29 protein-coding genes are annotated in these 25,830 nt (G+C 42.6%); 20 read left to right on the forward strand and 9 right to left on the reverse strand.

Annotated features, from left to right (window positions below; all coding sequences use genetic code 11):
- Nucleotides 1–11 precede the first annotated feature (11 nt).
- Both RG47T_RS02055 and RG47T_RS02060 read right to left on the reverse strand, forming a co-directional pair.
- The gene (locus tag RG47T_RS02055; protein WP_074487760.1) at nt 12–1,787 is read right to left on the reverse strand and encodes an aromatic amino acid hydroxylase; all 1,776 of its coding nucleotides are present in this window, start codon (nt 1,785–1,787) and stop codon (nt 12–14) included.
- A 131-nt stretch (nt 1,788–1,918) separates the two neighbouring features.
- Nucleotides 1,919–2,875 (reverse strand): lysylphosphatidylglycerol synthase transmembrane domain-containing protein, encoded by a 957-nt coding sequence (locus tag RG47T_RS02060; RefSeq protein WP_074487762.1) that lies wholly within the window; start codon nt 2,873–2,875, stop codon nt 1,919–1,921.
- A 239-nt stretch (nt 2,876–3,114) separates the two neighbouring features.
- Here RG47T_RS02060 and RG47T_RS02065 point away from each other — a divergent pair, with 239 nt between their 5' ends.
- The 3 genes from RG47T_RS02065 (at nt 3,115) to RG47T_RS02075 (ending at nt 5,765) form a co-directional block, all read left to right on the forward strand.
- Nucleotides 3,115–3,984: a carbon-nitrogen hydrolase gene (locus RG47T_RS02065; protein WP_074487764.1), complete on the forward strand. Its 870-nt coding sequence runs from the start codon at nt 3,115–3,117 to the stop codon at nt 3,982–3,984.
- A gap of 129 nt (nt 3,985–4,113) precedes the next feature.
- Nucleotides 4,114–5,205 carry an agmatine deiminase family protein gene (locus RG47T_RS02070; protein WP_083627267.1) on the forward strand — a complete coding sequence of 364 codons (1,092 nt, stop codon included), beginning with the start codon at nt 4,114–4,116 and terminating at the stop codon, nt 5,203–5,205.
- A gap of 86 nt (nt 5,206–5,291) precedes the next feature.
- Nucleotides 5,292–5,765 carry an SRPBCC family protein gene (locus tag RG47T_RS02075; RefSeq protein WP_074493041.1) on the forward strand — a complete coding sequence of 158 codons (474 nt, stop codon included), beginning with the start codon at nt 5,292–5,294 and terminating at the stop codon, nt 5,763–5,765.
- On the opposite strand, the gene RG47T_RS02080 is transcribed toward RG47T_RS02075, so the two are convergent.
- A complete protein-coding gene (locus RG47T_RS02080; RefSeq protein WP_074487766.1) occupies nt 5,766–6,950 on the reverse strand; it encodes a hypothetical protein in 1,185 nt (394 codons plus the stop codon).
- Nucleotides 6,951–7,019: 69 nt separating this feature from the next.
- On the opposite strand from RG47T_RS02080, the gene RG47T_RS02085 reads away from it, so the two are divergent.
- From RG47T_RS02085 to RG47T_RS02110, 6 genes are all read left to right on the forward strand, one after another.
- Nucleotides 7,020–7,427: a helix-turn-helix domain-containing protein gene (locus RG47T_RS02085; protein WP_074487768.1), complete on the forward strand. Its 408-nt coding sequence runs from the start codon at nt 7,020–7,022 to the stop codon at nt 7,425–7,427.
- 73 nt (nt 7,428–7,500) lie between these two features.
- Complete coding sequence (locus tag RG47T_RS02090) at nt 7,501–8,262, forward strand: SDR family NAD(P)-dependent oxidoreductase (protein ID WP_074487770.1); 762 nt, start codon at nt 7,501–7,503, stop codon at nt 8,260–8,262.
- A 232-nt stretch (nt 8,263–8,494) separates the two neighbouring features.
- Nucleotides 8,495–9,316, forward strand: coding sequence for a LiaF transmembrane domain-containing protein (locus RG47T_RS02095; protein ID WP_074487771.1), 822 nt, complete (start codon nt 8,495–8,497; stop codon nt 9,314–9,316).
- A gap of 28 nt (nt 9,317–9,344) precedes the next feature.
- Nucleotides 9,345–9,680 carry a DUF4288 domain-containing protein gene (locus RG47T_RS02100; protein WP_074487773.1) on the forward strand — a complete coding sequence of 112 codons (336 nt, stop codon included), beginning with the start codon at nt 9,345–9,347 and terminating at the stop codon, nt 9,678–9,680.
- Between the two features lie 15 nt (nt 9,681–9,695).
- Nucleotides 9,696–10,730, forward strand: a complete 1,035-nt coding sequence (locus tag RG47T_RS02105; RefSeq protein ID WP_074487775.1) for a sensor histidine kinase — start codon at nt 9,696–9,698, stop codon at nt 10,728–10,730.
- Nucleotides 10,730–11,482 (forward strand): LytR/AlgR family response regulator transcription factor, encoded by a 753-nt coding sequence (locus RG47T_RS02110; RefSeq protein WP_074487777.1) that lies wholly within the window; start codon nt 10,730–10,732, stop codon nt 11,480–11,482. Before RG47T_RS02105 ends, RG47T_RS02110 begins: the two co-directional genes overlap by 1 nt.
- A 250-nt stretch (nt 11,483–11,732) precedes the next feature.
- On the opposite strand, the gene RG47T_RS02115 is transcribed toward RG47T_RS02110, so the two are convergent.
- Complete coding sequence (locus tag RG47T_RS02115; RefSeq protein ID WP_074487779.1) at nt 11,733–12,728, reverse strand: fumarylacetoacetate hydrolase family protein; 996 nt, start codon at nt 12,726–12,728, stop codon at nt 11,733–11,735.
- Between the two features lie 331 nt (nt 12,729–13,059).
- Between RG47T_RS02115 and RG47T_RS02120 the strand changes: the two genes are divergently transcribed.
- The 3 genes from RG47T_RS02120 to RG47T_RS02130 all read left to right on the forward strand — a co-directional run bounded on the left by RG47T_RS02120 (nt 13,060) and on the right by RG47T_RS02130 (nt 15,942).
- A complete protein-coding gene (locus tag RG47T_RS02120; protein WP_074487781.1) occupies nt 13,060–14,217 on the forward strand; it encodes a homogentisate 1,2-dioxygenase in 1,158 nt (385 codons plus the stop codon).
- A 109-nt stretch (nt 14,218–14,326) separates the two neighbouring features.
- Entirely contained in the window at nt 14,327–15,451 is a 1,125-nt protein-coding gene (gene hppD / locus RG47T_RS02125; protein ID WP_074487783.1) for a 4-hydroxyphenylpyruvate dioxygenase, read from the forward strand.
- 293 nt (nt 15,452–15,744) lie between these two features.
- On the forward strand, nt 15,745–15,942 hold the full coding sequence (locus tag RG47T_RS02130) for a YdeI/OmpD-associated family protein (RefSeq protein WP_074487785.1): 198 nt from the start codon (nt 15,745–15,747) through the stop codon (nt 15,940–15,942).
- 254 nt (nt 15,943–16,196) lie between these two features.
- On the opposite strand, the gene RG47T_RS02135 is transcribed toward RG47T_RS02130, so the two are convergent.
- From RG47T_RS02135 to RG47T_RS02150, 4 genes are all read right to left on the reverse strand, one after another.
- On the reverse strand, nt 16,197–17,177 hold the full coding sequence (locus RG47T_RS02135) for a type I phosphomannose isomerase catalytic subunit (protein ID WP_074487788.1): 981 nt from the start codon (nt 17,175–17,177) through the stop codon (nt 16,197–16,199).
- 104 nt (nt 17,178–17,281) lie between these two features.
- Nucleotides 17,282–17,539: a HepT-like ribonuclease domain-containing protein gene (locus RG47T_RS02140; protein ID WP_216350993.1), complete on the reverse strand. Its 258-nt coding sequence runs from the start codon at nt 17,537–17,539 to the stop codon at nt 17,282–17,284.
- A complete protein-coding gene (locus tag RG47T_RS02145) occupies nt 17,532–17,822 on the reverse strand; it encodes a nucleotidyltransferase family protein (RefSeq protein WP_074493043.1) in 291 nt (96 codons plus the stop codon). The genes RG47T_RS02140 and RG47T_RS02145 overlap by 8 nt, the downstream gene beginning before the upstream one ends.
- 321 nt (nt 17,823–18,143) lie before the next feature.
- On the reverse strand, nt 18,144–19,373 hold the full coding sequence (locus RG47T_RS02150) for an NADP-dependent isocitrate dehydrogenase (RefSeq protein WP_074487789.1): 1,230 nt from the start codon (nt 19,371–19,373) through the stop codon (nt 18,144–18,146).
- Between the two features lie 206 nt (nt 19,374–19,579).
- Here RG47T_RS02150 and RG47T_RS02155 point away from each other — a divergent pair, with 206 nt between their 5' ends.
- From RG47T_RS02155 to RG47T_RS02195, 8 genes are all read left to right on the forward strand, one after another.
- Nucleotides 19,580–20,137 (forward strand): cysteine hydrolase family protein, encoded by a 558-nt coding sequence (locus tag RG47T_RS02155; protein ID WP_074487791.1) that lies wholly within the window; start codon nt 19,580–19,582, stop codon nt 20,135–20,137.
- A gap of 141 nt (nt 20,138–20,278) precedes the next feature.
- Nucleotides 20,279–20,719 carry a hypothetical protein gene (locus RG47T_RS02160; RefSeq protein WP_074487793.1) on the forward strand — a complete coding sequence of 147 codons (441 nt, stop codon included), beginning with the start codon at nt 20,279–20,281 and terminating at the stop codon, nt 20,717–20,719.
- A gap of 194 nt (nt 20,720–20,913) precedes the next feature.
- Nucleotides 20,914–21,987 carry an NADPH dehydrogenase NamA gene (namA, locus tag RG47T_RS02165; protein WP_074487795.1) on the forward strand — a complete coding sequence of 358 codons (1,074 nt, stop codon included), beginning with the start codon at nt 20,914–20,916 and terminating at the stop codon, nt 21,985–21,987.
- An 81-nt stretch (nt 21,988–22,068) separates the two neighbouring features.
- A complete protein-coding gene (locus tag RG47T_RS02170) occupies nt 22,069–22,491 on the forward strand; it encodes an OsmC family peroxiredoxin (RefSeq protein ID WP_074487797.1) in 423 nt (140 codons plus the stop codon).
- Between the two features lie 172 nt (nt 22,492–22,663).
- Nucleotides 22,664–23,260, forward strand: a complete 597-nt coding sequence (locus RG47T_RS02175) for a DUF4230 domain-containing protein (RefSeq protein ID WP_074487799.1) — start codon at nt 22,664–22,666, stop codon at nt 23,258–23,260.
- Nucleotides 23,261–23,732: 472 nt separating this feature from the next.
- Nucleotides 23,733–24,209, forward strand: coding sequence for an RNA polymerase sigma factor (locus RG47T_RS02185; protein WP_074487802.1), 477 nt, complete (start codon nt 23,733–23,735; stop codon nt 24,207–24,209).
- Nucleotides 24,197–24,781 carry a hypothetical protein gene (locus RG47T_RS02190; protein ID WP_074487803.1) on the forward strand — a complete coding sequence of 195 codons (585 nt, stop codon included), beginning with the start codon at nt 24,197–24,199 and terminating at the stop codon, nt 24,779–24,781. Before RG47T_RS02185 ends, RG47T_RS02190 begins: the two co-directional genes overlap by 13 nt.
- A 1-nt stretch (nt 24,782) precedes the next feature.
- On the forward strand, nt 24,783–24,995 hold the full coding sequence (locus RG47T_RS02195) for a hypothetical protein (protein ID WP_074487805.1): 213 nt from the start codon (nt 24,783–24,785) through the stop codon (nt 24,993–24,995).
- Nucleotides 24,996–25,082: 87 nt separating this feature from the next.
- On the opposite strand, the gene RG47T_RS02200 is transcribed toward RG47T_RS02195, so the two are convergent.
- Nucleotides 25,083–25,790, reverse strand: a complete 708-nt coding sequence (locus RG47T_RS02200; protein WP_074487806.1) for a DUF2490 domain-containing protein — start codon at nt 25,788–25,790, stop codon at nt 25,083–25,085.
- Nucleotides 25,791–25,830 lie beyond the last annotated feature (40 nt).

Genomic DNA, 25,830 nt, shown 5'->3' on the forward strand with positions numbered 1-25,830 from the left:
CAAACAAATTTTTACACTACCAGTTTTTGCTCAACCGGATGTTTAATTAAATACAGGCCGTCGGTAATCAGTTTTTTTAATTCAGGATCGTTAACTGCTTTAGTTTCTAATGCAATTCTGATTTCATGAGCAAGCTGCGGTTCAATTTCTTCGTGATCGATGATCTCTAACAGTTCTAATGCGCAAAGCCAGTCGTTAGGGTGGTCATCCCTTAGTGCTTGCCAAATTTTGTTCAGGTCTGCATAGTCGTTATGATGCTGCCTGTAATTTCTCACCTGTTGATAAAGCTTATGCAGTTCGAGTGTGTTGCTGTCATATTGCGCATGCACCGTGTTAGTTCCAGATTTATATACGATCTCTTCGAAAGCTTCCTTATCGGCAGCGCCGCAAAAAACAGAAGTAATCTTTTCGCCCACTGCCATATCGTAAACTCCCCAGCTTGGGTCGAACAGGATGTTACCGTCAGCATCTTTAACTGTGCAATTCGTAAAACAGATCATCTGGATTTTGTGGTTGTTAATCACCATGCCTTTAATTTTGCCTTGTACGGTAATCCCGCTTTCGAAAGTGAGGCTGGCATTTTCGCCGATCTCAATGCCGGCTTTGTCTAAATCTTCAAGATTAAAATCCTCCAAAGATTTGTCGGTACCTTTCAGCTTACCTACCGGTGAGCTGAAACCATCTTTATGGTAATCTTTGTGGTGCCCTTTCAATTGCTTATTATCAACCGATAAGCTGCTTGGTCCGGTAGTTTTAATAAATATAGCCTCTCCATTTTGCTGCGCGAAACCGGTAAATGTACCGCTTACCTGTAAGCCCGAACTGTAAACTGCCGTACAGGTATTTTTACTGTCGACAGCCTTTTGCAAACCATAAACGCCGCCACGACGGAAGGACATGGTATTGGCAAATTCTTCGAGCACATTGATCAGATTTTGGAAGGTTGGCGTAACAAACAACTGTGGCTGCGTTTGGGTAATGTCGTAGCTGTAATTAATGGCATCAATGGTATAAGGCAGCTTGGCTATGTGGGCTTGCATACAACTGGCACTTTCGCCAATGGATGAAAGTAAACCGGCACCATAAATTTTCGGCTTATCTAACGTACCTATTAAGCCATATTCAACCGTCCACCAGTGTAAGCGGCTCAGTAAGGCCATCTCAGATGGCGCGCCGATGTTTTCCTGGCGATAGGTGACTAGTGCCTCGGCCTGGGCTATTTCTTCGGTATCGGCATCCGGCATTTCTTTTAAGATAGATAGCGCGCGGATGGCCTCATACAACTCAAAATCCTGTGCCGAAAACATGGCTTTAGCGCCTATTGAACCAAAGTAGCTCAGGTATTCGTGGTAATCTTTGTCGGCAATAATAGGGGCGTGGCCGGCCGACTCGTGGATGATATCCGGAGCGGGGGTATATTCAATATGTTTCAGCTGGCGAATGTCGGCCGCAATAACCAGCACCCGGTAAGCCTGGTACTCCATAAAAGCAGCAGGCGGGATAAAGCCATCAACAGTAACAGCCCCCCAGCCAATTTGTGCAAGGGCATTGTTCATCTCCTGCAGGTTGGGGATTTTTTCGATAGTCAGCCCGGCTTTTTGCAAACCGGGGATATAGGGGTAGTAAGCAACATCCTTAAGGTAGGCATAGTTTTGGCGCATAACATAACGCCACACGGCATGGTCTACCGGGGTGTAATGGTCATAATGCTGGTCTACAATAAACTGCTTTAAATGCCGCGGCAGTTTGGCCACCTGCGGGTTATCAAAATCATTAAAATCGCTCATTGCGTATAATTGGTTTACAATTAAACGCAAAATTATGCAATTAGTGATATTAATATTTAGGAATTGGGATGTTTGATTTCGGATCTATTAAAAGCAGCTACACATATTTAAGTCCTCTGTTTGATCGAGTATTATGCCGGATCGCTTGCTTCTACCGGAGCATTTTCGTGATCCATAGGAGGCAAGCCTTCTTCCAAACGGCTCGGTCTAAGCACATAGTAAATACCAAATAATGCTACTACCAAAGAGATAAGGTAAAACGAAATACTTAAATATACGGCTAAGCCAACCTGCATATCAAATACACCGGCCAATCGTGTAAATATAGCTTCGCGGGCGCCGGCACCACCTAATGTTGGTAAAACGGCTGCCAAGGCAGATATCAGGAATGAGAGTAGGTAAGGCGCAAATTTTCCGTGAAAATCTTGTCCAAGCAGCACAAATAAAATAGTTAATACCTGTAAAGACTGTACCATTACCGCCTTGATGTGCGCCGTGAAAAAATAGCGGCCATAATCTTTAAAAAAGAAGTGTACAACACCATAGTAAATGATGCTGCCCACAATAAATATACTGCCGGGGATAGCAAAGTGAAGGTCTATCTGTGGTATAAATATAATAAGGGCACACACAATTAAGCCGATGGCCCACAAGCCGCTCAACCTGTCGAATAATAAGGCCCAGAATACTTTTTTAGCCGGTAATTTGTAGCGTTTGTTTAATAGCCATATTTTGTAACCATCGCCGCCAATACCGCCCGGAAGCAGGAAATTATAGAACATGCCTAGCAGGTATAAACGCAGGTTAAAGCGCCAGTCGAGTTTTAAACCGATTGATTTAATGAAGCTAAGCAAACGCCATGAAGAAACAAGAGTAGAAACCATAAAGGTAACCAGGGCTGCGGCCATCCACCAATAATTGGCATGTACCAGCCTGTCTTTTACCTCCAAAATTGGAACCTTACTGAAAACATACCAGAGCAAAGCACCGGTAACAACTATTTTCAGGATTAGCTTAGCGGCATCCCATAACTTCTGTTTAGGAGTTTTGGGTGTTTTAGGGGCAACAAAATCTTCCGTTTCACTCATTTGGGCGCAAAGATAGTATTTTTTGCTTTTTGGCTAATTAATTGATTATGTGGTAAAAGTTAAATTAAGTTAATTGTTTGGGTGAATGGTTGATTTGAGAGCAGTTGATTGCATTAAGTGCGATCAACCTAATCAAAATCTACTTATCCCCAAACCTTTACAAATAGGCGACAACAACTCACTATTCAGCCAATCAACTTAATCAACTAATCCGTATTTTTGCGGCAAATTTTAAGCAGATGAGTAAAGTAAATGTTGGCCTTGTGCAAATGAGTTGTACTGCAGATAAGCAGCAAAACTTGCAAAAGGCTATTGAGAAGGTGCGTGAGGCTGCCCAAAAGGGTGCGCAGATCGTTTGTTTGCAGGAGCTTTTTACCTCCCTTTATTTTTGTGATGTAGAAGATTACGATAACTTTAAGCTAGCCGAAACCATCCCCGGCCCGTCTACAGATGAGTTGTCTAAGCTGGCTGCCGAGCTAGGTGTGGTAATTATTGCCTCATTGTTTGAGAAACGCGCGCAGGGCCTTTACCACAATACCACTGCTATTTTAGACGCCGACGGGCAGTATTTGGGTAAGTATCGTAAGATGCACATTCCAGATGATCCGGGCTTTTACGAAAAATTCTACTTCACCCCGGGCGATCTGGGTTATAAGGTTTTCAAAACCAAATTTGCCACCATCGGTGTGCTAATCTGCTGGGACCAATGGTATCCTGAGGCAGCCCGTATCACGGCGTTAATGGGTGCCGAAATATTATTCTACCCAACCGCAATAGGCTGGGCTACAACACAGGATGCCGATACCAACACCGAGCAATACAATGCCTGGCAAACCATCCAGCGTTCGCATTCAATAGCCAATGGCGTACACGTAGTAAGCGTAAACCGGGTGGGCGAAGAAGCCGGCGTTGAATTCTGGGGCGGGTCGTTTGTATCAAATCCTTTCGGTAAAGTAATGTACCAGGCTTCGCACAGTGCAGAAGAAGTTACGATTGTTGAACTGGATTTAAATAAAACAGATCATTACCGCACGCACTGGCCGTTTTTACGCGACAGAAGAATTGACTCTTATCAGCCAATAACTAAACGTTTAATCGACGGGGACTAAGTTAGTCCGTTAGTCAAATCAAAATAAATATTGTCATTGCGAGGAACGAAGCAATCCCAAACTATGCAGAGCTGCTCTGTGGATCGGGGATTGCTTCGTACCTCGCAATGACGGTTGAACTATAGAATAATGAATCACGATCAACAAGATAATCTTCCGGACTTCCGGACTTCCGGACTTTCGGACTTGAAGCCCGGCCAAGCCGGTTTTACTTTTCCTGCCGAATGGGCGCCGCATACCGCTACATGGCTAAGCTGGCCTCACAAGGAAGAATCATGGCCGGGTAAAATCGGGCTTATCTACAGCAAATACTGCGAATTTATCAAAGTAGTTGCTGAGGGCGAGCTGGTACGCATTAACGTAAAAGACGAACTGATGATGGCTTTTGCCAAACAACAGTTAGAATTAGTTGGCGCAGATTTGAGTAAGATCGAGTTCTACGAATTTCCTACCAATGATGCCTGGTGCCGCGATCACGGTCCCGCGTTTTTGATTAATGCCGAGACTAAGGAGAAAGTAATTGTTGACTGGGGCTACAACGCCTGGGGTGGCAAATATCCGCCCTTTGACCTGGATGATGTGATCCCTACCCGCATTGCTTACCAGTTTGGCTTACCGGTATACCATCCAGGTATTGTGATGGAAGGTGGCTCGGTTGATTTTAACGGTGCAGGTACGGTGTTAACTACTACTGCTTGTTTGTTGAATGAAAACCGTAACCCGCATTTAACCAAAGAACAGATTGAAGCATACCTGCAAAACTATTACGGCGTTAAGCAGGTACTTTGGCTGGGCGATGGCATTATCGGTGACGATACCGACGGCCACATTGATGATATTACCCGCTTTATTAACGAGGATACCGTAGTTACGGTTGTAGAAGATAACCCCGAAGATGAGAATTACCACATTTTGCAGGAGAACCTCGAGACGTTAAAAACCATGCGCCTGCCTGATGGCCGCCCACTGAATATAGTTGAACTACCAATGCCCGATGCGGTGATCTACGACGATCAGCGTTTACCGGCATCATATGCCAATTTCTACATTGCCAACAGTGCCGTAATAGTACCCACTTACCGTTGCAATAAAGATGCCCTGGCATTAGAGATCATTCAAAATTGCTTCCCTGACCGTAAAGTTGTAGGCATCGATTCTACAGATATTATCTGGGGATTGGGTAGTTTCCATTGCCTGAGCCAACAGGAACCGGCAGTTTAACCCCTCCCAACTCTCCCCTTAGGGGAGGGCTTTAGAAATTTTGTCATTTCTCACATACGTTCGAAATGATATACCTTTATAAAACGATGCCCCAGATTAGCTTACAAACCTTTATTGCAGCACCGCCAAAGGTTTGTTTTGATCTTTCACTCAACATCGATCTCCATAAAATTTCTACAGTTCACACCAACGAAGAAGCTATAGCAGGCACAACCACCGGCCTCATCAAACTTGGCGAATTTGTAACCTGGCGCGCCCGGCACTTTGGTGTTTGGTTTAAGATGACCTCCAAAATCACCAGCCTGGTATCTAATGAATCTTTTACCGATGAAATGGTGAAAGGTCCGTTTAAATATATCGTTCATACCCATACTTTTCAGTCTCAAGTTGGCGGTACAATGATGACGGATGTATTTAGTTTCCAATCACCTTTTGGCGTATTAGGGTTTATTGTGGATAAATTTATTCTGACTGCTTACCTCGAAAAATTATTGATTGATCGTAATGCTGTTATTAAAAAATATGCGGAGGATGGGATGTGGAAGAGGTTGGTGAAGTGATTAATTATTTGATAAAAAATACCATGGGATGTTCAATCTCCCTGGCTTAACGTAAACATTTATACTTTGTCCGGATTTAACATTGTTGTATATAGAACTCGGTACGCTCTCATCTTCAGAAGTTTTTCTTAATCCCCATTTAGTAATTTCTAAATAATAGGTTGTTGTTTTACCGTGCGAAATATGCTTGCTTAAAACCGTAGCCTGGTATGTTTTTGCAGTGCCGTTATCAAACACACAGTTTACAGCAACAAATCCGGCATAGCTGTATATCGCAATAATTATAGCAAGGGTATAACTAAATTTATATGGTTTTCTCAATTTATAAATCAGGAAAAAAACAAAGGCTAATGATGAAGCAATAATGATAACGGGTGTAATACATTGTGTATAATCAAGCAAATCATAATCTATCATCATTCTAAGTAACAATGCTCCTACCAAAAAAAACAATGCTGTTGAAAGGGTTGGGTAAGCATTCTTTTTACTATCATCAACCATAGTTATTGTACCCGCATTTACGTAAAAAACAATAATGCAAATCATGGGCATTAGCAACGCAATTGATATCATTAACTGGTAAGGACGCGGAAACATAAGGAGTACAAAAAATAGAATAATGCCTGCTATGTTAAAATAAGTACATATTTTTTTAGCAGATGCCAATTTTTGTTGCCTGTCTTCAGTTGTGATGCCAAGGCCTTTATCTTCTAATATTGTTTGTAGTTCTTCTTCGTAAGCAGCAGAATCGAGATCAATGAGGTTGGTTTGCAGCCAATGTTGTATTTCTTGCGAATTTTGCCAATAGCTTATTCCGCTGATGGATATTTGGGGGTAGGCAGAAGAAATTGGTTTGATAAAAATATTGTCCTTATTTATATTATATCCTTTAATGTGTCTGATGGCTAATTCTTTCCGCTTAATAAAGCTTCGCCTGGTAATGCTGTCATTCGTTATTACAATTTTGTTTTTGTCGGTATCAAGCCAGGCGCAGTAAGCCAAAACACTTACCGGTATGGCAACAGCAAGTAATATGTAAGGATTTTCATTTTTCTGCGTTAAAAGATACAGGCAATAACCTGCCCCGGCAAACATGAGTAGAGCAAAGCCTTTAACAAATATCTTCCATCCGGGTTTAATTGTATATTCTTTTTCTGTGTACGATAAGGTGGTTGAGGAATTCATGATTCTAATATAACAGATATAAACTTTTTTACATAGTCAACTCGATCAACAATTAAGTAATTTAGTAATATGGAAACCCTTGCAGCCAAAATTCCCAAAAAGATCTTCGCGCGCCAGCACGAAATTACTGCCGATTACCTGAAGGCGATAGATAAGCACCTCGATGATATTTTGAGCGGTGCTGCTATTGATATGTATGAGATCAGGGACTTTGCAGAGCATCTGCATATTCACCCTACTCATTTAAGTAATACCATTAAGCTTACTACCGGAAAAGCGCCTTGTTATTTCATCGAGCACCGTATCCTGGATATTGTGCGCGATCAGTTGGTGAATACCAATATGCCGATAGCCGAGATTGCCAGGAAGCTAACTTATGATCCATCCAACTTTACCAAGTTTTTCAAACACTTTGAGGGGATCACACCGAACAAATACCGTCAATCGAACCAAAAAACTGAAACAGTCACCATTTAAACTGAAACAGTCACCATAATATAACTTGTAACTATTTGGACATTTGTATTGTTCATTTAACAATCAAGACATTATGGAAGCAACAAACAAAATAGCACTGGTAACCGGCAGCAGCCGCGGACTAGGCAAAAACGAAGCCCTTGCACTGGCTAAAAAAGGCAACGACGTAATTATTACCTATAACAGCCGTAAAGACGAAGCCGATAAGGTAGTGGCCGAAATTGAAGGCTTAGGCCGCAAAGCCGCCGCCCTGCAACTCAATGCCGGCGATGTTAAAACCTTCGATGCTTTTAAGGCAGAATTGTTAGTAACCCTGCAAAAAGTATGGGGCGTAACCCAGTTTAACTTTTTGATAAACAATGCCGGTATAGATGCAGCCGCACCATTTGCACAAGCTACCGAAGCAGATTTCGATAATTTGTTTAACATTCACTTTAAAGGCGTTTTCTTTTTAACCCAAACTTTACTAACGGTAATTGCCGATGGTGGCCGTATTGTTAACACTTCAACAGGTTTAACCCGCTTTGCAACCCCTGGCTATGCAGCTTATGCATCTATGAAAGGTGCTATAGAGGTATTAACCAAATACCTGGCTAAAGAGTTAGGCTCGCGAGGCATAACTGTTAACCTGATTGCCCCTGGCATTATAGAGACAGATTTTACAGCAGCAGCCAGGGAACACCCGGGTGTGATCGAATTTCTGTCATCACAAACTGCGCTTGGCCGTATTGGCCAGCCCGATGATATTGGTGGCGTAGTGGCCTTCTTATGTTCAGACGATGCCCGCTGGATCACCGCGCAGCGTATTGAAGCATCGGGCGGGATGTTTTTATAAGAGAGTTATTAAGTTATTCGTTATTGAGTTATTAGGTGCGGTCAAGCACTTAATAACTCTTTTTGCTTATAACTAATATCCATTAACCTAATAACTCAATAGCAAATAACCGCTCAACAACTTTCACCGAGCCATCAACCCTGTTTACCGAGTTTTTATTACTAACAGCCAGTTATTAATTGGCATATATGCATTGTTATTATAGTTTTGGATAAGATTTTAATTCAGAACAATGAACAACGACACAATATATCCTCAAAAGCCCGGCAAAGGAAAGGCCATCGCCGGACTTGTACTGTTGATTTTTGGCGGCATCTTGCTGTTTCAACAGTTAAACTATTTAGTTGCCCCATGGTGGTTATTCAGGTGGCCTGTTATCCTCATCGTGGTTGGTATCTACAGTGGTGCCAAGCATAATTTCAGAAACACGGGTTCAATTATCATGATCGTTATCGGCGCCCTGTTTTTGGCCGACGATATTTTCCCAGGTTTCGACCTGTCACATTTTATCTGGCCGGTTATTTTAATCATTCTTGGCCTTTGGGTAATTATGGGTAAAGATAAGTTCAACAAGAGCTTCAGACACAAATGGGGTACTTACAACAATGTTAATGCCTATGCAACGCCAGAGTGGGATGCTAAAGTAAATGTAGACGAGCAGGGCAACCCCATAGCAACCGAGCAGGTATTTGGTACATCAAATCACGCAACCGGTGATGACCATATTGATACCACCTCTGTTTTTGGCAGTGTACATAAAACAATCCTTTCTAAAGATTTTAAAGGCGGCGAGGTGGTCAACATCTTCGGCGGAACAGAACTCAACTTTACCCAGGCCGATATTAGCGGCCGTGTATATATAGACATTACCCAGCTGTTTGGCGGCATTAAAATTATAGTACCACCACACTGGCAGGTAACATCGGACCTGGCCGCTGTATTTGCCGGTATTGATGATAAACGCCGCCCCGGAGCTATACCGCTAAGCACAGAAAAGATATTGGTACTCAAAGGCACATCGATATTTGCCGGTGTAGAAGTAAAAAGTTACTAATCACTCAATCACACTAAAACAATCATTCATGAACTGGTACGTTGCAAAAGTAATTTTCCGCATCATTAGTAATGAAGGTAACCACCAGGCGCAGTTCGATGAGCAACTGCGCCTGATTAGTGCCGAAAGCAAGTGCGAAGCTTTTGAAAAAGCAGCGAAGATTGGCCGGGATAATGAAAACCGGTTTTTAAATGATGCCAAGCAAACTGTAAAGTGGCAGTTTGTAAACGTAGCCGAAGTTAAACAGCTTGCTGCACTAACCGATGGCGCCGAATTGTACTACAACATCCACAAGGCAGATAATGCCGACCTGTACATGGCCTGGGCAAACCATAAAGCTGCCCTGATAGAACTGAACAATTAAAAAAACTGACCCGTTTTGAGTGCACCTGTATCAACCTTTGTAAACCTTCGCTGGGGCTTTGTGGCCTGCGGCGTTATCTGGACTGCATTGCAGGTGTATCTGATACACAGCTATGGTTTTACCTGGTATGTAGCCTTTACAGATAGCGTGATCAGCTCGGTAGCCCTGGCAGGTGCCTGCTGGCTAATTGATAATACGCTAAGATTCTATCAACCATCCAAAAGCAGTTACTTAAACCTGCTGATCTGGTGCGCTTTGCTGGCTGGCATTTGTTTAGCTATTTCCCGCTTTGCATTGCCGCAAATTATTGGCGACGGCGAATATTTTGTATTCGTAATAAAATCATTGATCATCCGCTACTTTACCAACTTTTTGGCCATCGGCTGGATGGCCATGATCAGCCTGGTGTGGTATGCCCAGCAGGACAATAAGGAGAATGAGAAGCGTAAAGCAGAAGCCGAAAAACTGGCTAAAGAGGCCGAGTTATACAACCTACGCCAGCAATTACAACCCCACTTTTTATTTAATAGTTTAAACTCTATTAACGCGCTAATAGGTTTTAAACCAGAGGAGGCCCGGAAGATGATCCACCAATTGTCGGACTTTTTGCGGGGGACTTTAAAGAAAGATGACCAACAACAGGTTACGCTAAACGAAGAACTGGCGCATCTGCAATTATATCTTGATATTGAAAAGGTACGTTTCGGGCATCGCTTGCAAACCGAAATTAGCTGTGATGAACAATGCCGCACAGCAGTAATGCCGCCATTACTTTTGCAACCTGTGGTAGAAAATGCCATTAAATTTGGCTTGTATGATACCACCGGCGATGTGGTGGTAAGTTTAAGGGGAGAGGTTGATGAAGGTTACCTGGTGATCATCGTACAAAATCCGTACGATCCACAAACCGCTAAACCGCGCCAGGGTACAGGTTTTGGCTTAAGTGGCATGCAGCGCCGCTTATATTTAATATATACCCGTAATGACTTGGTTGAAACTTATGTAAATGATAATATCTTTACAACCATAATAAAAATACCTCAGCCCTAATGAAACAAGTACTTATCATTGATGACGAACCACTGGCGCGTATGGTGGTTCTGGAATATTTGCAGGATTATAAAGACCAGATACAGGTAATACAGGAGTGCGGCGACGGCTTTGAAGGCATGAAAGCTATTATGCAATCGCAACCCGACCTGATATTTCTGGATGTGCAGATGCCCAAGATCAATGGTTTTGAGATGCTTGAATTATTAGAGCAGCCACCCGCAGTAATTTTTACCACCGCCTTTGACGAATTTGCCATTAAGGCTTTTGAAGCCCATGCGATAGATTATCTGCTGAAACCTTTCAGTAAAGAACGTTTTCATAAGGCGGTTGATAAATACCTGGCACAAAGCGGTACGGTTGTCCAGTATCAAAAACAGACAGAGAATTTATTGGAGGAAGTTGCTACGCAGTCGCCAATACAACACGATCGTATTGTGGTGAAGACGGGTACCAAGGTGAAAATCATCCCTGTACACGATGTGATTTATCTGGAAGCTGATGATGATTACGTTAGCGTACACACCGCCGAAGGTTCTTTCCTTAAAAATAAAACCATGAGTTTCTTCGAGAAAGTGCTCGATGTTCGACAGTTTGTTCGGGTGCATCGTTCCTACATTGTGGCCATAGATCAGATCACCCGTATAGATCCTTACGAAAAGGATTCACACATTGCCATCCTCAAATCAGGCGCTAAAATTCCGGTTAGTAAATCTGGTTATGTGAAATTGAAGCAGGTTTTGGGCATATAATGGAGAGTTAGCAGGGGTTAATGGCGGTAGCAGTATAAGCTGTAAAAGTATAAACCCGTCATGCTGAACTTGTTTCAGCACCCCACAGAACGGGTATGCAACTTGCATAGTTTGCTTAGCAAGATAAGCTGTAAAAGTATAAACCCGTCATGCTGAACTTGTTTCAGCACCCCACAGGACAGGTGTGCAACTTGCATAGTTTGCTTAGCAAGTGGGTTCCCGAAACAAGTTCGGGATGACGTCAGCGCGCTTACTTCTTCTTCCCCAGGATACTCCAATCACTATCCACCTTCGTAATCACATTACCCAGCATCCCCAAACCTGTAACATCCATCTCAATCAAATCGCCGGATTGTAACCATTGCACGGGGTAGTTGGGGTCATTTAGTAAGCCGGTACCGTTTAGTTCCAGGAAACAGCCGGTGCCTACTGTGCCCGAGCCTATCACATCGCCGGGAAGGATATCGCAACCGTAAGAACAGCGTTCTATGATCTCGGCAAAGGTCCAATTCATGTCGGCAAAGTTGCCGGCAGATACTTGATTGCCATTAACACGGCAATTCATTTGCAGGTTGTAGGCATTGCCGGTGTGGCCGGGCTGGGCGGCAACTTTGTAAGGTTCCAGTTCATCGACCGTAACCAGCCAGGGGCCAATTACGGTCGAGAAATCTTTTCCTTTAGCGGGGCCCAGGTTAAGCAGCATTTCGTCCATTTGCAGGGTGCGTGCGCTCATGTCGTTCATAATCATATAACCGGCAATATAGCTGTCGGCCTCAGCAGCTTTAATGTTGCGGCCTTTTTTATTAATCACAATGGCTACTTCCAGTTCAAAATCGAGCTTATCAAAATGGTCGGGCATGCAGGCTATTTCACCGGGGCCTTGTATGGCATTGTGGTTGGTAAAGTAAAATACAGGATACTGGTCAAACTCTGGTATCATGGGCACTTTACGATTGCGGCGGGCAGTTTCTACATGCTGCCTGAAGGCGTATCCATCCCTGCATGAGGCAGGGTGGGGTACTGGCGCCATCAGCTCGAAAAACAATTCTTCGCGGGCATCTAATTTGCCGTTGCTAATGGACTGGTGTACACGCTGGGCATGTTCCATTAGCTCGTCGCCTTCTTGTAAAAAGGCATTCATATTATCGGGTATCAGCTTATCGCACGAGTGCAGGTTGTAAATGTGGCCATTAACAAAAATACCCAGATGCTCCCGGTCTTCGGTTTTGTAGGATACTAACTTCATAAGGTTGATAATAATGGTGGTTAACCAAAACTAAAACAAATTTTGCTTCGTTAATATTATGCTTGCATATTAATTTTTATAAGCTACCTTAGCTTCACCAAAAACACCCATGAACCTGTTTAAACAGACATACCGCGTACAAAGGCTTCTCTCGATGCAAATCGTTGTTGCTTTTCGTTATGCTATGCTGTCCAAAATAGTGTTCGCTCAATACTCGGTTACTCTTTAACCGGTCTGTTTGCCCAGCCTCATTGAGGTATTGGCTGCAGTATACTCAGGTACAACCATTTACTTGCTGTAACGTTTTACTACTAACCAATTAGTAACTATTATGCCATTTTACCATACGCTGGGAGAAATCCCTCATAAGCGTCATACCATTTTCCGTAAACCGGATGGTTCGCTTTATGCCGAAGAACTGGTTTCTACCGAAGGTTTTTCGAGCATGTATTCGCTGGTATACCACTGTTATCCGCCAACTATTGTTAAAGAACTGGGCGAGCCTTACAGTGTAGAACCAAAGATAGCCCGCGAAAAACACCTGAAACATACCAGCCTCATCGGCTTCAACATCCGGCCCGAAGATGATTATCTGCAAAGCCGTAAACCGGTGCTGGTAAACAGCGATCTGCATATTTCCCTGGCGGCACCCCGCCAAAGCATGACGGATTATTTTTATAAGAACAGCCAGGCCGATGAAGTAATCTTTATCCACAAAGGTTCAGGCGAATTGAAAACCGGCTTCGGCAATATCAAATTCGAATACGGCGACTACCTCGTTATCCCTCGCGGAACCATTTACCAGCTGCATTTTAACGATACCGATAACCGCCTGTTTATTGTAGAGAGCTTTAGCCCCATCCGTACGCCAAAACGTTACCGCAATGCTTTTGGCCAGCTGATGGAGCATTCGCCTTATTGCGAGCGGGACATTAAACGCCCGCAAAACCTGGAAACGCACGATGAAAGGGGCGATTTTAAAGTACTCATCAAAAAACAAGGATTGATATACCCGTATGTTTACGGCACCCATCCTTTTGATTTTATTGGCTGGGATGGCCTGCATTATCCCTGGGCATTTTCCATTCACGATTTCGAGCCGATAACCGGCCGCTTGCACCAGCCGCCACCGGTGCACCAGACTTTCGAGGGCAATAACTTTGTGATCTGCTCTTTTGTGCCGCGCAAGTTCGATTACCATCCGCAGTCTATTCCCGCACCTTACAACCACAGTAATGTAGATAGCGACGAACTGCTTTACTATGTAGACGGTGATTTTATGAGCCGTAAAAATATGGTGAAAGGGCAAATTACGCTGCATCCGGGCGGTATCCCGCATGGCCCGCATCCGGGTTCGGTAGAGAAATCAATCGGGAAGGAAAGTACAGAAGAATTGGCGGTAATGATAGATCCATTTCATCCGCTGATGCTGACTGAAGATGCGATAAAAATCGAAGACCCGAATTATTATAAGAGTTGGGCGGAGTAAAAGCCCCACCCAAACCCTCCCCTGAAGGGGAAGGCTTAAAAAGCAAGAATTAACAAAAATATAAAAATAAAAAAGTCTCCCCTGTCGGGGGAGATTTAGAGGGGGCTATATGGAAACATTAACAATAGAACAAACAACAAAAACTGCAGATTTCCTGCCGTTGAACGGTACGGATTACATCGAATTTTATGTGGGCAATGCCAAGCAGGCGGCTCACTTTTATAAAACTGCCTTCGGGTTTCAGAGCCTGGCGTATGCAGGGCCGGAGACGGGTGTGCGCGACAGGGTATCGTACGTATTAAAGCAGGACAAGATCAGGCTGGTGCTTACCACGCCGCTGCACTCAGACCATCCCATTGCCGAGCACGTTAAAAAACACGGCGACGGTGTAAAAGCGCTGGCCCTTTGGGTTGATGATGCTTACGATGCCTTTGAGCAAACCACCAAGCGTGGCGCAGTTGCCTATCAGCAGCCGCAAACATTAACCGATGAGCATGGCGAGGTGCGTACCAGCGGTATTGTATTATATGGCGAAACGGTGCATCTTTTCATTGAACGTAAAAATTACAACGGTGCATTTTTACCAGGTTATAAAGAATGGAAATCTGACTATAACCCCGAGCCTACCGGCTTGCTTTATGTAGACCATTGCGTGGGCAACGTGGGCTGGCATAAAATGAACGAATGGGTTAACTTTTATGAAGATATTATGGGCTTCCGTAACATCCTTACGTTTGATGATAAAATGATCTCTACCGAATATTCGGCCCTGATGAGTAAGGTAATGAGCAATGGTAACGGCTATGTTAAATTTCCGATCAATGAACCTGCCGAGGGTAAACGGAAATCGCAGATAGAAGAGTATTTGGAGTTTTACGAAGGTGAAGGCGTACAGCACATGGCCCTGGCCACGCATGATATTGTTGAAACGGTAACTGCATTGAAAAACCGAGGGGTAGAATTTTTAACAGTACCCAATACTTACTATGATGATCTTTTAGATCGCGTGGGCCATATTGACGAAGACCTTGAGCCGCTTAAAAAGCTGGGTATATTGGTTGACCGTGACGATGAAGGATACCTGCTGCAGATTTTTACCAAACCGGTAGAAGACAGACCGACGGTTTTCTTTGAGATCATACAGCGTAAGGGTGCACGCTCATTTGGTGCAGGCAACTTTAAAGCATTATTTGAAGCTATAGAACGCGAACAGGAATTAAGGGGAAACTTGTAATGATAATTGCAAAGGGTGTTTTCACGGTATTTATTGAGTGATAATACGGATTGCGCATTTTATTCATTTTTCGTCAATTCGATCATATTTGTTTAATACACCTAAACCTTATCAAAACCCATAGAAGAGCCCTCTTCTACATCATCGCAGAATGCAAAGCCCGTGTAAGCGGGCTTTTGCATTTATAAGGTTTTTAGTAATTTAAGGTCCCAATTTTAACGGTTGAGAATAATAAACAAGGTATTAAGCCGGTTAAGCTTAAACCAGCAGTAGCAACCAAGGCAGAACTGGCCGTGCCGGATGATTTTGAAGATCTGCTGGCTACGAATATAAATGAAAAGCAATATTTCGAGGCTTTTAGCTACTCAAAACGCAAGGAATACCTCGAATGGTTTGTTGATACCAAAACAGAGGCCACCCGGCAGAAGCGTATGAACACTGCTGTGGAGTGGCTTGCTGAAGGTAAATCCAGGAACTGGAAGTACCAGTGAAGTATAAATCCGTAATGCCGAACTTGTTTCGGCATCCCACTTACTAAGCGAACTATTCAGGTGTAAATCTGTCCTATGGGTTGCTGAAACAAGTTCAGCATGACGTATGGTGTAAAAGAGAAAAAAATATAAATCCGTCATGCCGAACTTGTTTCGGCATCCCACTTGCTAAGCGAAATATGCAGGTGTAAATCTGTCCTGTGGGGTGCTGAAACAAGTTCAGCATGACGGATGGTGTAAAAGAGAAAAAAAGATTACGCTATATAACTTTCCAGAATTTTAAACCCTGTAGAAGTAATCAACTCAACTTTGTCAATGGTTTTGGGCAGCAAAATGCAATCACCCATTTTTACATGGTAGCTTTGGTCTGCGTATTGAAGTTCGTACGCACCCTCTACACAAACATGGATCACGAATGAATCCAGGTTGCTGTAATCTTTTGCGGTGTTTTCGGTAAAATCAAGTATGTTGGTGGTAAAGTATGGGCAGGTTACCAAATGTACGTCCTGGTTTTTTTCTGCGCGATACTTAGTTTTATACTCATCATAAAACTTATAATCAATGGCAGCCAGAGCTTCTTCGGTATGCAATTCGCGTTTGTTGCCTTTATCATCAACCCGGTCGAAATCGTAAATACGATAGGTTATATCAGAAGTTTGCTGAATTTCGGCAATCAGTAATCCCTTACCAATGGTATGCACACGGCCTGCCGGTAAAAAGAATACATCACCCGCCTCAACCTGCTCGCGGTTCAGGATGTCCATTAAGTGGCCGCTATTAAATTTCTCCAAATAAACCTGCTCGTTAACTTCCTGGTTAAAACCGGTAATTAGTGACGAACCTGGATCGGCCTCGATAACATACCACATTTCTGTTTTGCCAAATGAATTATGGCGTTTCTTAGCCAGTTCATCATTAGGGTGTACCTGGATAGACAGGTCATCATTGGCATCGATAAACTTAATCAACAAAGGAAAAATATTACCGAAGTGATCATACACTTTTTTGCCCACCAGCTCATCTTTGTACTGCTCTAACAAATCGGCTAACGACTGGCCATCCAGCGCACCGCCATCAACCACAGAAACATCGCTTTTAACGCCCGATATTTCCCAGGTTTCGCCGCAATTAGGCAAGTCGCCAAAATCTTTGTGCAGGTAAGTCTCAATTTTGTGTCCGCCCCAAATCTTGTCTTTGTAAATGGTTTTAAATTTTAATGGATATAATGATGACATGGTAATATGTGTGTTGTGTTAATCTGTAACGTTTAATTTATTTTTTATTGCAATGATCAAACCAGGTAATAGTTCATCTTTTGTAGCCCATACAATTTTATAATCTATCCCAAAATAGTCATGTACAGTCGGTTTCTAAATCCTCTGATTTTGTTCCATTCAACTTCTGGGATTTCGACTTTAATATCAATAGAAAGGCGATTTGCTGCTTCTCCAATAATTTCAAAATTACGAATTACGGCATCTATTGTTTTTCTGTCCTCCAGAAACTGTTCATAATTGTAACCTAAAGTGTAATCAATAATTGATTGTGCACTTACTAAAATATCGCTGAGCAATAATTCAGGGTCTCGTTTAGACATAGATTACTTCAGGTTCAATAAATTCCCAATACTTTGGTTTTATTCCGTTTCTCGACACGAGATCAACTTTGCGCTGAAACCTGTCTTCAAGTTCATCAGCTAAAGTTATAAACTCTGATCCTATTGGTCTGCTAAATGAAACTACAATATCGATATCGCTTTCATCTGTAAAATCATTACGCACAATAGAGCCAAATAAGCCTAAGGTACTCACACCATATCTGGTAGAAAGATCTGGCTTTAGTTGCTTTAGTGTAGATTGTATGCTTTCCAGGTAAGTCATATAACAAATATAAGTATTAAACAACAAAGCCCGCTTAATGTTAAGCAGGCTTTGTTGTATATAGCCAATAAAGGCAAGTAAATTATTGTTGAGAATTGGTTGCCGGGTATTACTTTTTAGGCGGGTAATATCATATACATTAACAAAAACATCATACACAATATTAACAACAAACCAACAGTTTCTAACGATTTAGACATATTCTATTTCTATTCTTATATAACCAATACGGGCTTGTTTTGTGTAGTGATACACTAAATAAAACAATAATGCCCTGCATAAAGCAGGGCATTATGATGTATCGTAAAGATTATGAATTAATTACTTACCTAACTTAACTTTCAGGTTTTCGTTAATTGCTTCTAAAAACTCTTCGGTGTACAGGTAATCGGTACCATGTTCTACTTTAGCCTTAACGGTAATAGCCAAATCTTTGGTCATTTTGCCGCTTTCTACCGTTTCAATACAAACTTCTTCCAGTGCTTTACAGAAGTTAATTAACTCCCGGTTGTTATCTAAAATACCACGGAACTCTAAACCACGGGTCCATGCAAAAATAGAGGCAATTGGGTTAGTTGAAGTTTGGCGGCCTGCCTGGTACTCGCGGAAGTGACGGGTAACGGTACCGTGTGCTGCTTCTGCCTCCATAACGGTACCATCTGGTGTAACCAGGGTAGATGTCATTAAACCTAATGAACCAAAACCTTGTGCTACGGTGTCAGACTGTACGTCGCCGTCATAGTTTTTACAAGCCCAAACAAAGTTACCGTTCCATTTAAGGGCCGATGCGACCATGTCATCAATTAAACGATGCTCATAAGTGATACCTGCGGTAGCAAATTTTTGTTTATAATCTGCCTGGTAGATCTCTTCAAAGATATCTTTAAAGCGGCCATCATATTTTTTAAGAATGGTATTTTTGGTAGAAAGGTATAAAGGCCAGCCTTTCATTAATGCCTGGTTAAAACAAGCATGCGCAAAACCGCGGATAGATTCGTCTGTGTTGTACATTGCCAAAGCAACGCCGTCACCTTTAAAGTTATAAACCTCAAATGATTGCTCTTCGCCGCCATCTTCCGGTGTAAATTTAATAGTCAGTTTACCTTTTCCTTTGGTTACAAAATCAGTAGCACGGTACTGGTCGCCAAAAGCATGGCGGCCAATGCAGATAGGTGCAGTCCAGTTTGGTACCAAACGGGGTACATTATTCATCAAAATAGGCTCACGGAATACAGTACCATCTAAAATGTTACGGATAGTGCCGTTTGGCGATTTCCACATTTGTTTCAAACCAAACTCTTCTACACGGGCTTCATCCGGTGTAATGGTAGCGCATTTAATACCTACACCATATTGTTTAATGGCATTAGCAGCATCAATGGTTACCTGGTCGTTAGTTTCGTCGCGGTACTCAATGCCCAGATCATAGTATTTGATATCCAGATCTAGATAAGGCAGGATTAGTTTATCTTTTATAAACTTCCATATAATGCGGGTCATTTCATCGCCGTCCAGTTCTACAACCGGATTTTCTACTTTAATTTTTGACATTTTTGATAACTTTTCGGTTAGTGGTTCCAAATATATAAAATTGAGTTAATCAATATTTAATTAAAACCAAATTGTATCATTTTGTAAATACATTTATACATGGTTTTAAAATCATTGATGATTGAGAGCCAGTAATATCCCTGTAAATTGCACAATCGCGATGATGATATTTTAATACGAATTGATTAGATCAAAACAAATATAAAATGGAAAATACACAAAGTACCGCCCTTTTGGTAATGGACATGCAAGCCGGAGTTTTGGCTATGTTGCCAAATGCTACAGATTTTATTGACCACGTTGCTAAGGCTATTGCAATTGCCCGGGGAAATAAGATCCCTGTTATATATGTAGTGGTGGGCTTTAGGGAAAGTATGCTAGAAATAAGCCCTAATAATAAGAGTTTTGCCGGTACTAAAGAACGGTCGGCCGGCAAAATAATGGGCGATTTTACAAAAGTACACCCAGCTGTAGCGCCGCAGGGCGATGAAGCAACCGTTACCAAACGCCGTTTCAGTGCATTTACAGGCAGCGATTTGGAGGTGATTTTAAGGTCGCAGGGTATTCAGCATCTCGTACTTACTGGTATAGCCACCAGTGGGGTGGTGCTGTCAACCCTGCGCGAAGCTGCGGATAAGGATTATCGCTTAACTGTACTGACTGATTGTTGTGCCGATAGCGATGACGAAGTGCATCGTGTATTGACAACCAAGGTTTTTCCCCGCCAGGCAGATGTGATAACGCTAGAGGAATGGGGCAGATAACAGGCAAGTTTGAAGGGAGAGGATAAGGATGAAATAATTGAATAATAATTACTCATTCTTTTTTTCACTAACTTGCTAACACAAACACCAAACTACTGCGTTTTACAAATACAGTTTACTGTGATATTAAAACTACTACCTATGAACAAAGACCAATTTGACCCGGAGTTGAACGATGAAAACCTTGACAGGGATAAAACATTAAAAGACGATTTGGGTGAAGAATCTGCCGCCCAGGACCTGAAATACGACCCTGAAACCGATAGCTACGAAATAGAGGTGGAAAGCGACGACCCGGATTATGACCCGCCCGCATTGTTTGATACTGCTGCACCGGGTGGTAGCGATGCTAACTCTGACTATGATGAGGCCAACCCTTATGATACGCGTGGCGAATATGACAGAACCCGTTCGATAGAAACCGATGCAGATTCGTTAGGGATGCATATTGATGATGGCGGGATTGCTGAACTGAGTCCATTAGATGAAGAATTATCCCGCACGCCCGAAGATGACCGTGATGATCTGGATGAAGAAGGCTATCCAAAAAACGATATCAAAGATGATGATGATCTGAAATAATAACAGATTTCGATACAGCAGAGGCAGGCGAATTTTGCCTGCCTCTGCTATTGAAAATTATTATTATCATCAAAAATGCTGAAAATAGCTTTTATCAAGCTGTTTTAGTAGCACTAATTTCACAGTAATTTCATTTAATTATTACAAATGTAAAGGAATAAAAAGTGTTTCATTCCTTTACATTTGATAGCATTATGGCAAATTTATTTTCTCCGATAACAATAAAAAATATAGAATTAAAAAACCGCATAGTGGTATCGCCCATGTGCGAATATTCGAGCACAGATGGTTTTGCCAACAACTGGCACCTGGTGCATTTAGGCGGCAGGGCAGTAGGCGGTGCCTCATTAATAATTACTGAAGCCGCTGCGGTATCGCCCGAAGGCCGTATTACGTATGCCGATCTGGGCATCTGGAAGGATGAGCACATCGAAAAGCTGAAAGAGATCAATGATTTTGTACACCAGCAAGGTGTTTACATTGGCACCCAACTGGCACATGCCGGCCGTAAGGCCAGCCACGAAAAACCATGGCTAGGTGGTGCGCAAATACCGTTCGATCAGCCTAACGGGTGGAAAACATTTGCCGCCAGCGCAGTGCCATTTACAGATAGCGAAGAAGCCCCTGTGGCTTTAGATAAAGCAGGTATTGAAAAAGTAATAGCCGACTTTAAGGCCGCTGCTATCCGTGCCGATAAGGCAGGTTTCGACCTCATTGAACTGCATGCTGCACATGGTTATTTAATTAACCAGTTTTTATCGCCCTGGAGTAACCACCGTACCGACGAGTATGGCGGATCATTTGAAAACCGCATCCGTTTACTGCTGGAAATTATCGAAGCCATCCACGAAGTTTGGCCGCAGGAAAAGCTGTTGTTTGTACGCATCTCAGCCACTGAATGGACCGAAGGCGCATGGACTGCAGATGATTCTGTTGCCCTTGCGAAAGTGTTAAAAACAAAAGGCGTAGACCTGGTAGATTGTTCTACCGGCGGTAATGTATCAACTGCTAAAATTCCGTTGAAACTGGGTTACCAGGTTGAGTTTGCCGAAAAGGTAAAACGCGAAGCCGATATATTAACAGGAGCAGTAGGTTTAATTGTAAAAAGCGACCAGGCCAACGAGATTATCAGCAGCGGCCAGGCTGACCTTGTATTTCTAGCGCGCGAACTACTGCGCGACCCATACTTCCCGCTTCGTGCAGCGCACGAACTGGAGGTAGAAGTTAAATGGCCCGAGCAATACGAACGGGCAAAATTTCATAAGTAAGCAGGAAGTCTGGAAGCAGGGAAGTCCGGAAGAAAGTATTAACAAATCGACAAATTATAATCATCAAATTAAAACATTAATATGAAACGTACAGCAAACGCCCATTGGGCAGGCACATTAAAAGAAGGTAAAGGCGAAATTACTACCCAAAGCACCACGCTTAACAAAACGCAATATTCTTTCAAAACCCGTTTTGAAGATGGCATAGGTACCAACCCCGAAGAACTGATTGCAGCTGCACATGCAGGTTGCTTTACCATGGCAGTTGGCGCGGCGCTAAGTCAGCAGGGCATCACTCCCGGCGACCTGACCACCGATGCTATTTTAGACCTGGATATGGTTGCTTTAGAAATTAAAGGCATCCACCTGGAACTTAAAGCATCAGCTATTGACGGTGTAACCGAAGAGCAGTTTAAACAAGTTGCCGAAGGCGCTAAAGCCGGTTGTATTGTATCAAAAGCATTAAGCGTGCCTATTACTTTAAGTGTAACTTACGGAGGATAATAAAGCACCAGATTGCCATTGCGAGGAGGTACGACGAAGCAATCTCGTAGCCAATGCATAAACGATATGCTTGCGACGAGATTGCTACACTACGTTGGCAATGACAAAAATTAACAAAAGAGCCGGTAAACTTATCGGCTCTTTTGTTGTCTAATCAGTATATTTAATCATCATGCCCCAAACCTCCCGTTCGCGCGTATCTTACAGCCTCATCGTATCCCTGGTGATCGTTGGCTTTCTTGTATTTTTATTCATTTACCTCAAACATCAATTTACAACAGTACGTACCGAAGTAAATGAAGATGTGATGGTGCAAAAGATCACCAGCATGGGCAAGCTCGAGCTGGTTAAATACTCCATGAAGGATGTGATTGAGAAAAAACAGATCCACACCATACTGCCCGATGAACGGGTACTGTTTTTAGCAGTTGGTGAGGTAACCGCCTGTATCGACCTTACCCAAATAAAAAAGGCCGACATCACCCAAAACCTCAAACATGATACGGTGACTGTACTACTACCCAAAGCCGAGATCTGCTATGTAAAGCTGGACCACCAGCGGTCGAAAGTGTATGATATTACCGGCGCCATCTTCCCCGGCAATGCCAAAAATATGGTAGAAGATATTTACAAACTCGCTGAAAAGCGCCTGCTGGATAATGCCAATGATATGAAGATTGTAAGCAAAGCAGAAGATAATGCACAGTTGATCTTTAAGCCGATGCTCGAGAACGTGTCGGGTAAGGTGGTGGTGATTAGGTTTAAGTAGGATGTCAAAAACAAACACAGTTGTATATGGATTTTAAGTTCTTAGCTGTAGGTATCATTTTCTTGATTGTTGGATTATTAATGTACAATAATGTTAGAAAGAGAAAGCCGGCTTCTGAAGAAACAAACTGGAATGGACAGTTATACCCTCAATACATTCAATTCAAGATATGGGCGATTTTTAGTATTATCCTTGGAGTAGTTTTTATACTTGAATCACTTTGATGACTATACAATATCATTGTCTTTTCTTGCGCGCTTTTGCAACGCGTGCTTAATGCTTCCGGGCGTTTGTAACGCCTGTTAACAACGGGCAATTAGAAATGTTCCACATGACTGGCGCGTTGTTCGTGTCCACCCAAATACTCTACCACTAAAATTTCCTGAAGCGAATAACTAGGCTGTAACATTTTATAAAGTGTCGTATCTAACCCGGCATAAATGAAAAATCTCTTTAAATCAGCCTGGTCGACATGACAACGTTTGAGGAAATCTATAACCGCTACGCACCGCAGATATTCCGGGTGTGCTTAGGATATACCAATGATGCTGATCAGGCCAGGGATTTAGTACAGGAAACTTTTATATCTGTATGGAAAGGGTTGCCCGGCTTTAAGGGTAAATCGCAAATCAGCACCTGGATATTTCGGATAGCTACAAACCATTGTTTGCGCGCGTTAGAGGTCTCTAAGCGTATGCCCGGTGCAGAATTACCGGCTAATTTAACCGAGATATATGATGAACCTCAGGAAGATAAACTGAACTTTTTATACCGCTGTATTGCAGAACTGGAAGAAACAGATCGTATCATCATCTCACTGGAGCTAGAGGGATTACCACAGACAGAAATAGCCGCAGTTGTTGGTTTGAGCAATGGAAATGTACGGGTGAAAATTCATCGGATAAAAGAAAAATTGGCTCAAAAAATTAAAAGCGTATGGACAGATTAGATGATTTGAAAGCCATTTGGCATACTGCAAATACAGACAGTTTGCCCACTTCAGATGAGATGGTGATGTTGATCAGCAAGTTCCGTAATGAGAAGCTGAGAAACAAATGGCTGGTTATTGTGGCATCCTGCCTGTTATCATTTCTAATAATTTCTATATTATTTATTGTAGATTTTAAAATGGTAATAACCTACATAGGAGGAGGGTTGATAGCAATTTCCGGGCTATTGCTTGCTGCCACCAACATCAGATCGCTTAAGCGTTTTTATCAGCTCGACTACTATAGTAACCAGGAATTTCTACTTTTTATAGAGCAAACGCTGCAAAACCAGATTAAATATTATAAAAAAACGATGGTTGTGATCATGGCATTTTGCACTGTTGGGGTGATGCTATACCCTTATGAGGCTGTTCGGCAGTATCCGGTTTTGCTTATTTGCACTTATGCAGCGCTCTCCATTTATCTGTCATTCATGTGGTTTTTCGTACGCCCCCGCAAATTTAAAAAAGGCGTGGCAAAACTGAACGCTACCCGGTTACGATTAGAAAATATTTTAAATCAATTTAAATAATATGAAAATAAACAACATTCCCAAAACCGCTTTAATCATCTTTATTAGTGGTTTATTAATTTCAACTGTTATGCCCGTTGCCGGCCATTATTTCTTTTTGCCAGATTTTGTTAAAGGAGTTATAATGGGGTTAGGTCTTGCACTTGAGGTTGTTGCACTTGTTATATTTCAGCGTAGTAAGAAAAATGCAAGCTGCTCAGTCTGGAATAATTAATAAAAAAAGCATATTCACAAAAAGCCCTCTCCTGGTGGAGAGGGTCAGCAATATCATTACATCTCGTACCCAATTCACGGGAGAGGTTTAGAATCTCGTATATAATGCCACCTGTGCTACGTGGTTCATCGTATTAGCCTGTGTTTCAACCTGGTTAATGTACTGGTTTAAATAACCCGCTTCCAGATCAAGCATTTTGCTGAAACGGTAACCGAAGGCCACATAGGCCCTGTTTTGGTCGAAAATGCTACCATTGGTTGCATCCTTGTTTTGTATGTTAGCAAATACCTCGTTTTGCAGGGCTACAAAAGTGCCTTTAGTAAATTCATTAACCTTGGTGGTAGGTATTACCCCGCGGATAAAGTACCGCATCCGCTGTGCAAAAAATTCTTCTTTAGCACCCTGGCTATCCACAAAACGCTGCTCTAACCTAAAGCGGTGCATTACAGCTGTGCGCTGTATTTTGTGCGAGTAAATGTACTGCTCCCAAATGCGTTGCTCACGGCGGAAGCTGTCTTCTGTATCGGTAACTTTATGGGTGCCGGTGTACAGGTAACCTACGGTGGCTATTTTGTTTTTCTTAAAGTAATAGCTTACGCCGGGGCGGATCAACGGGTTTTTTAGGTAGTCCCAGTTATCGGCAGAACGGAACTGGGCATCGAAAGCAAGTCCCCAATGCTCAGAGAACTTTTGCGTGTGGAACCACGCTCCCCATCCCGAAAACTCGTGGTGCTGCGCCCGTGCATTTAATGCCAGGGTAACAGCCGCCAGGGCTATTAATAATTTTAGTTTCATAGTTTATCCTAATTTGTAAAGTTTGGAATATGCGCAAAAA

Source organism: Mucilaginibacter polytrichastri, from assembly GCF_001911425.1.
In the GTDB taxonomy this organism is placed as follows: Bacteria; Bacteroidota; Bacteroidia; order Sphingobacteriales; family Sphingobacteriaceae; genus Mucilaginibacter; species Mucilaginibacter polytrichastri.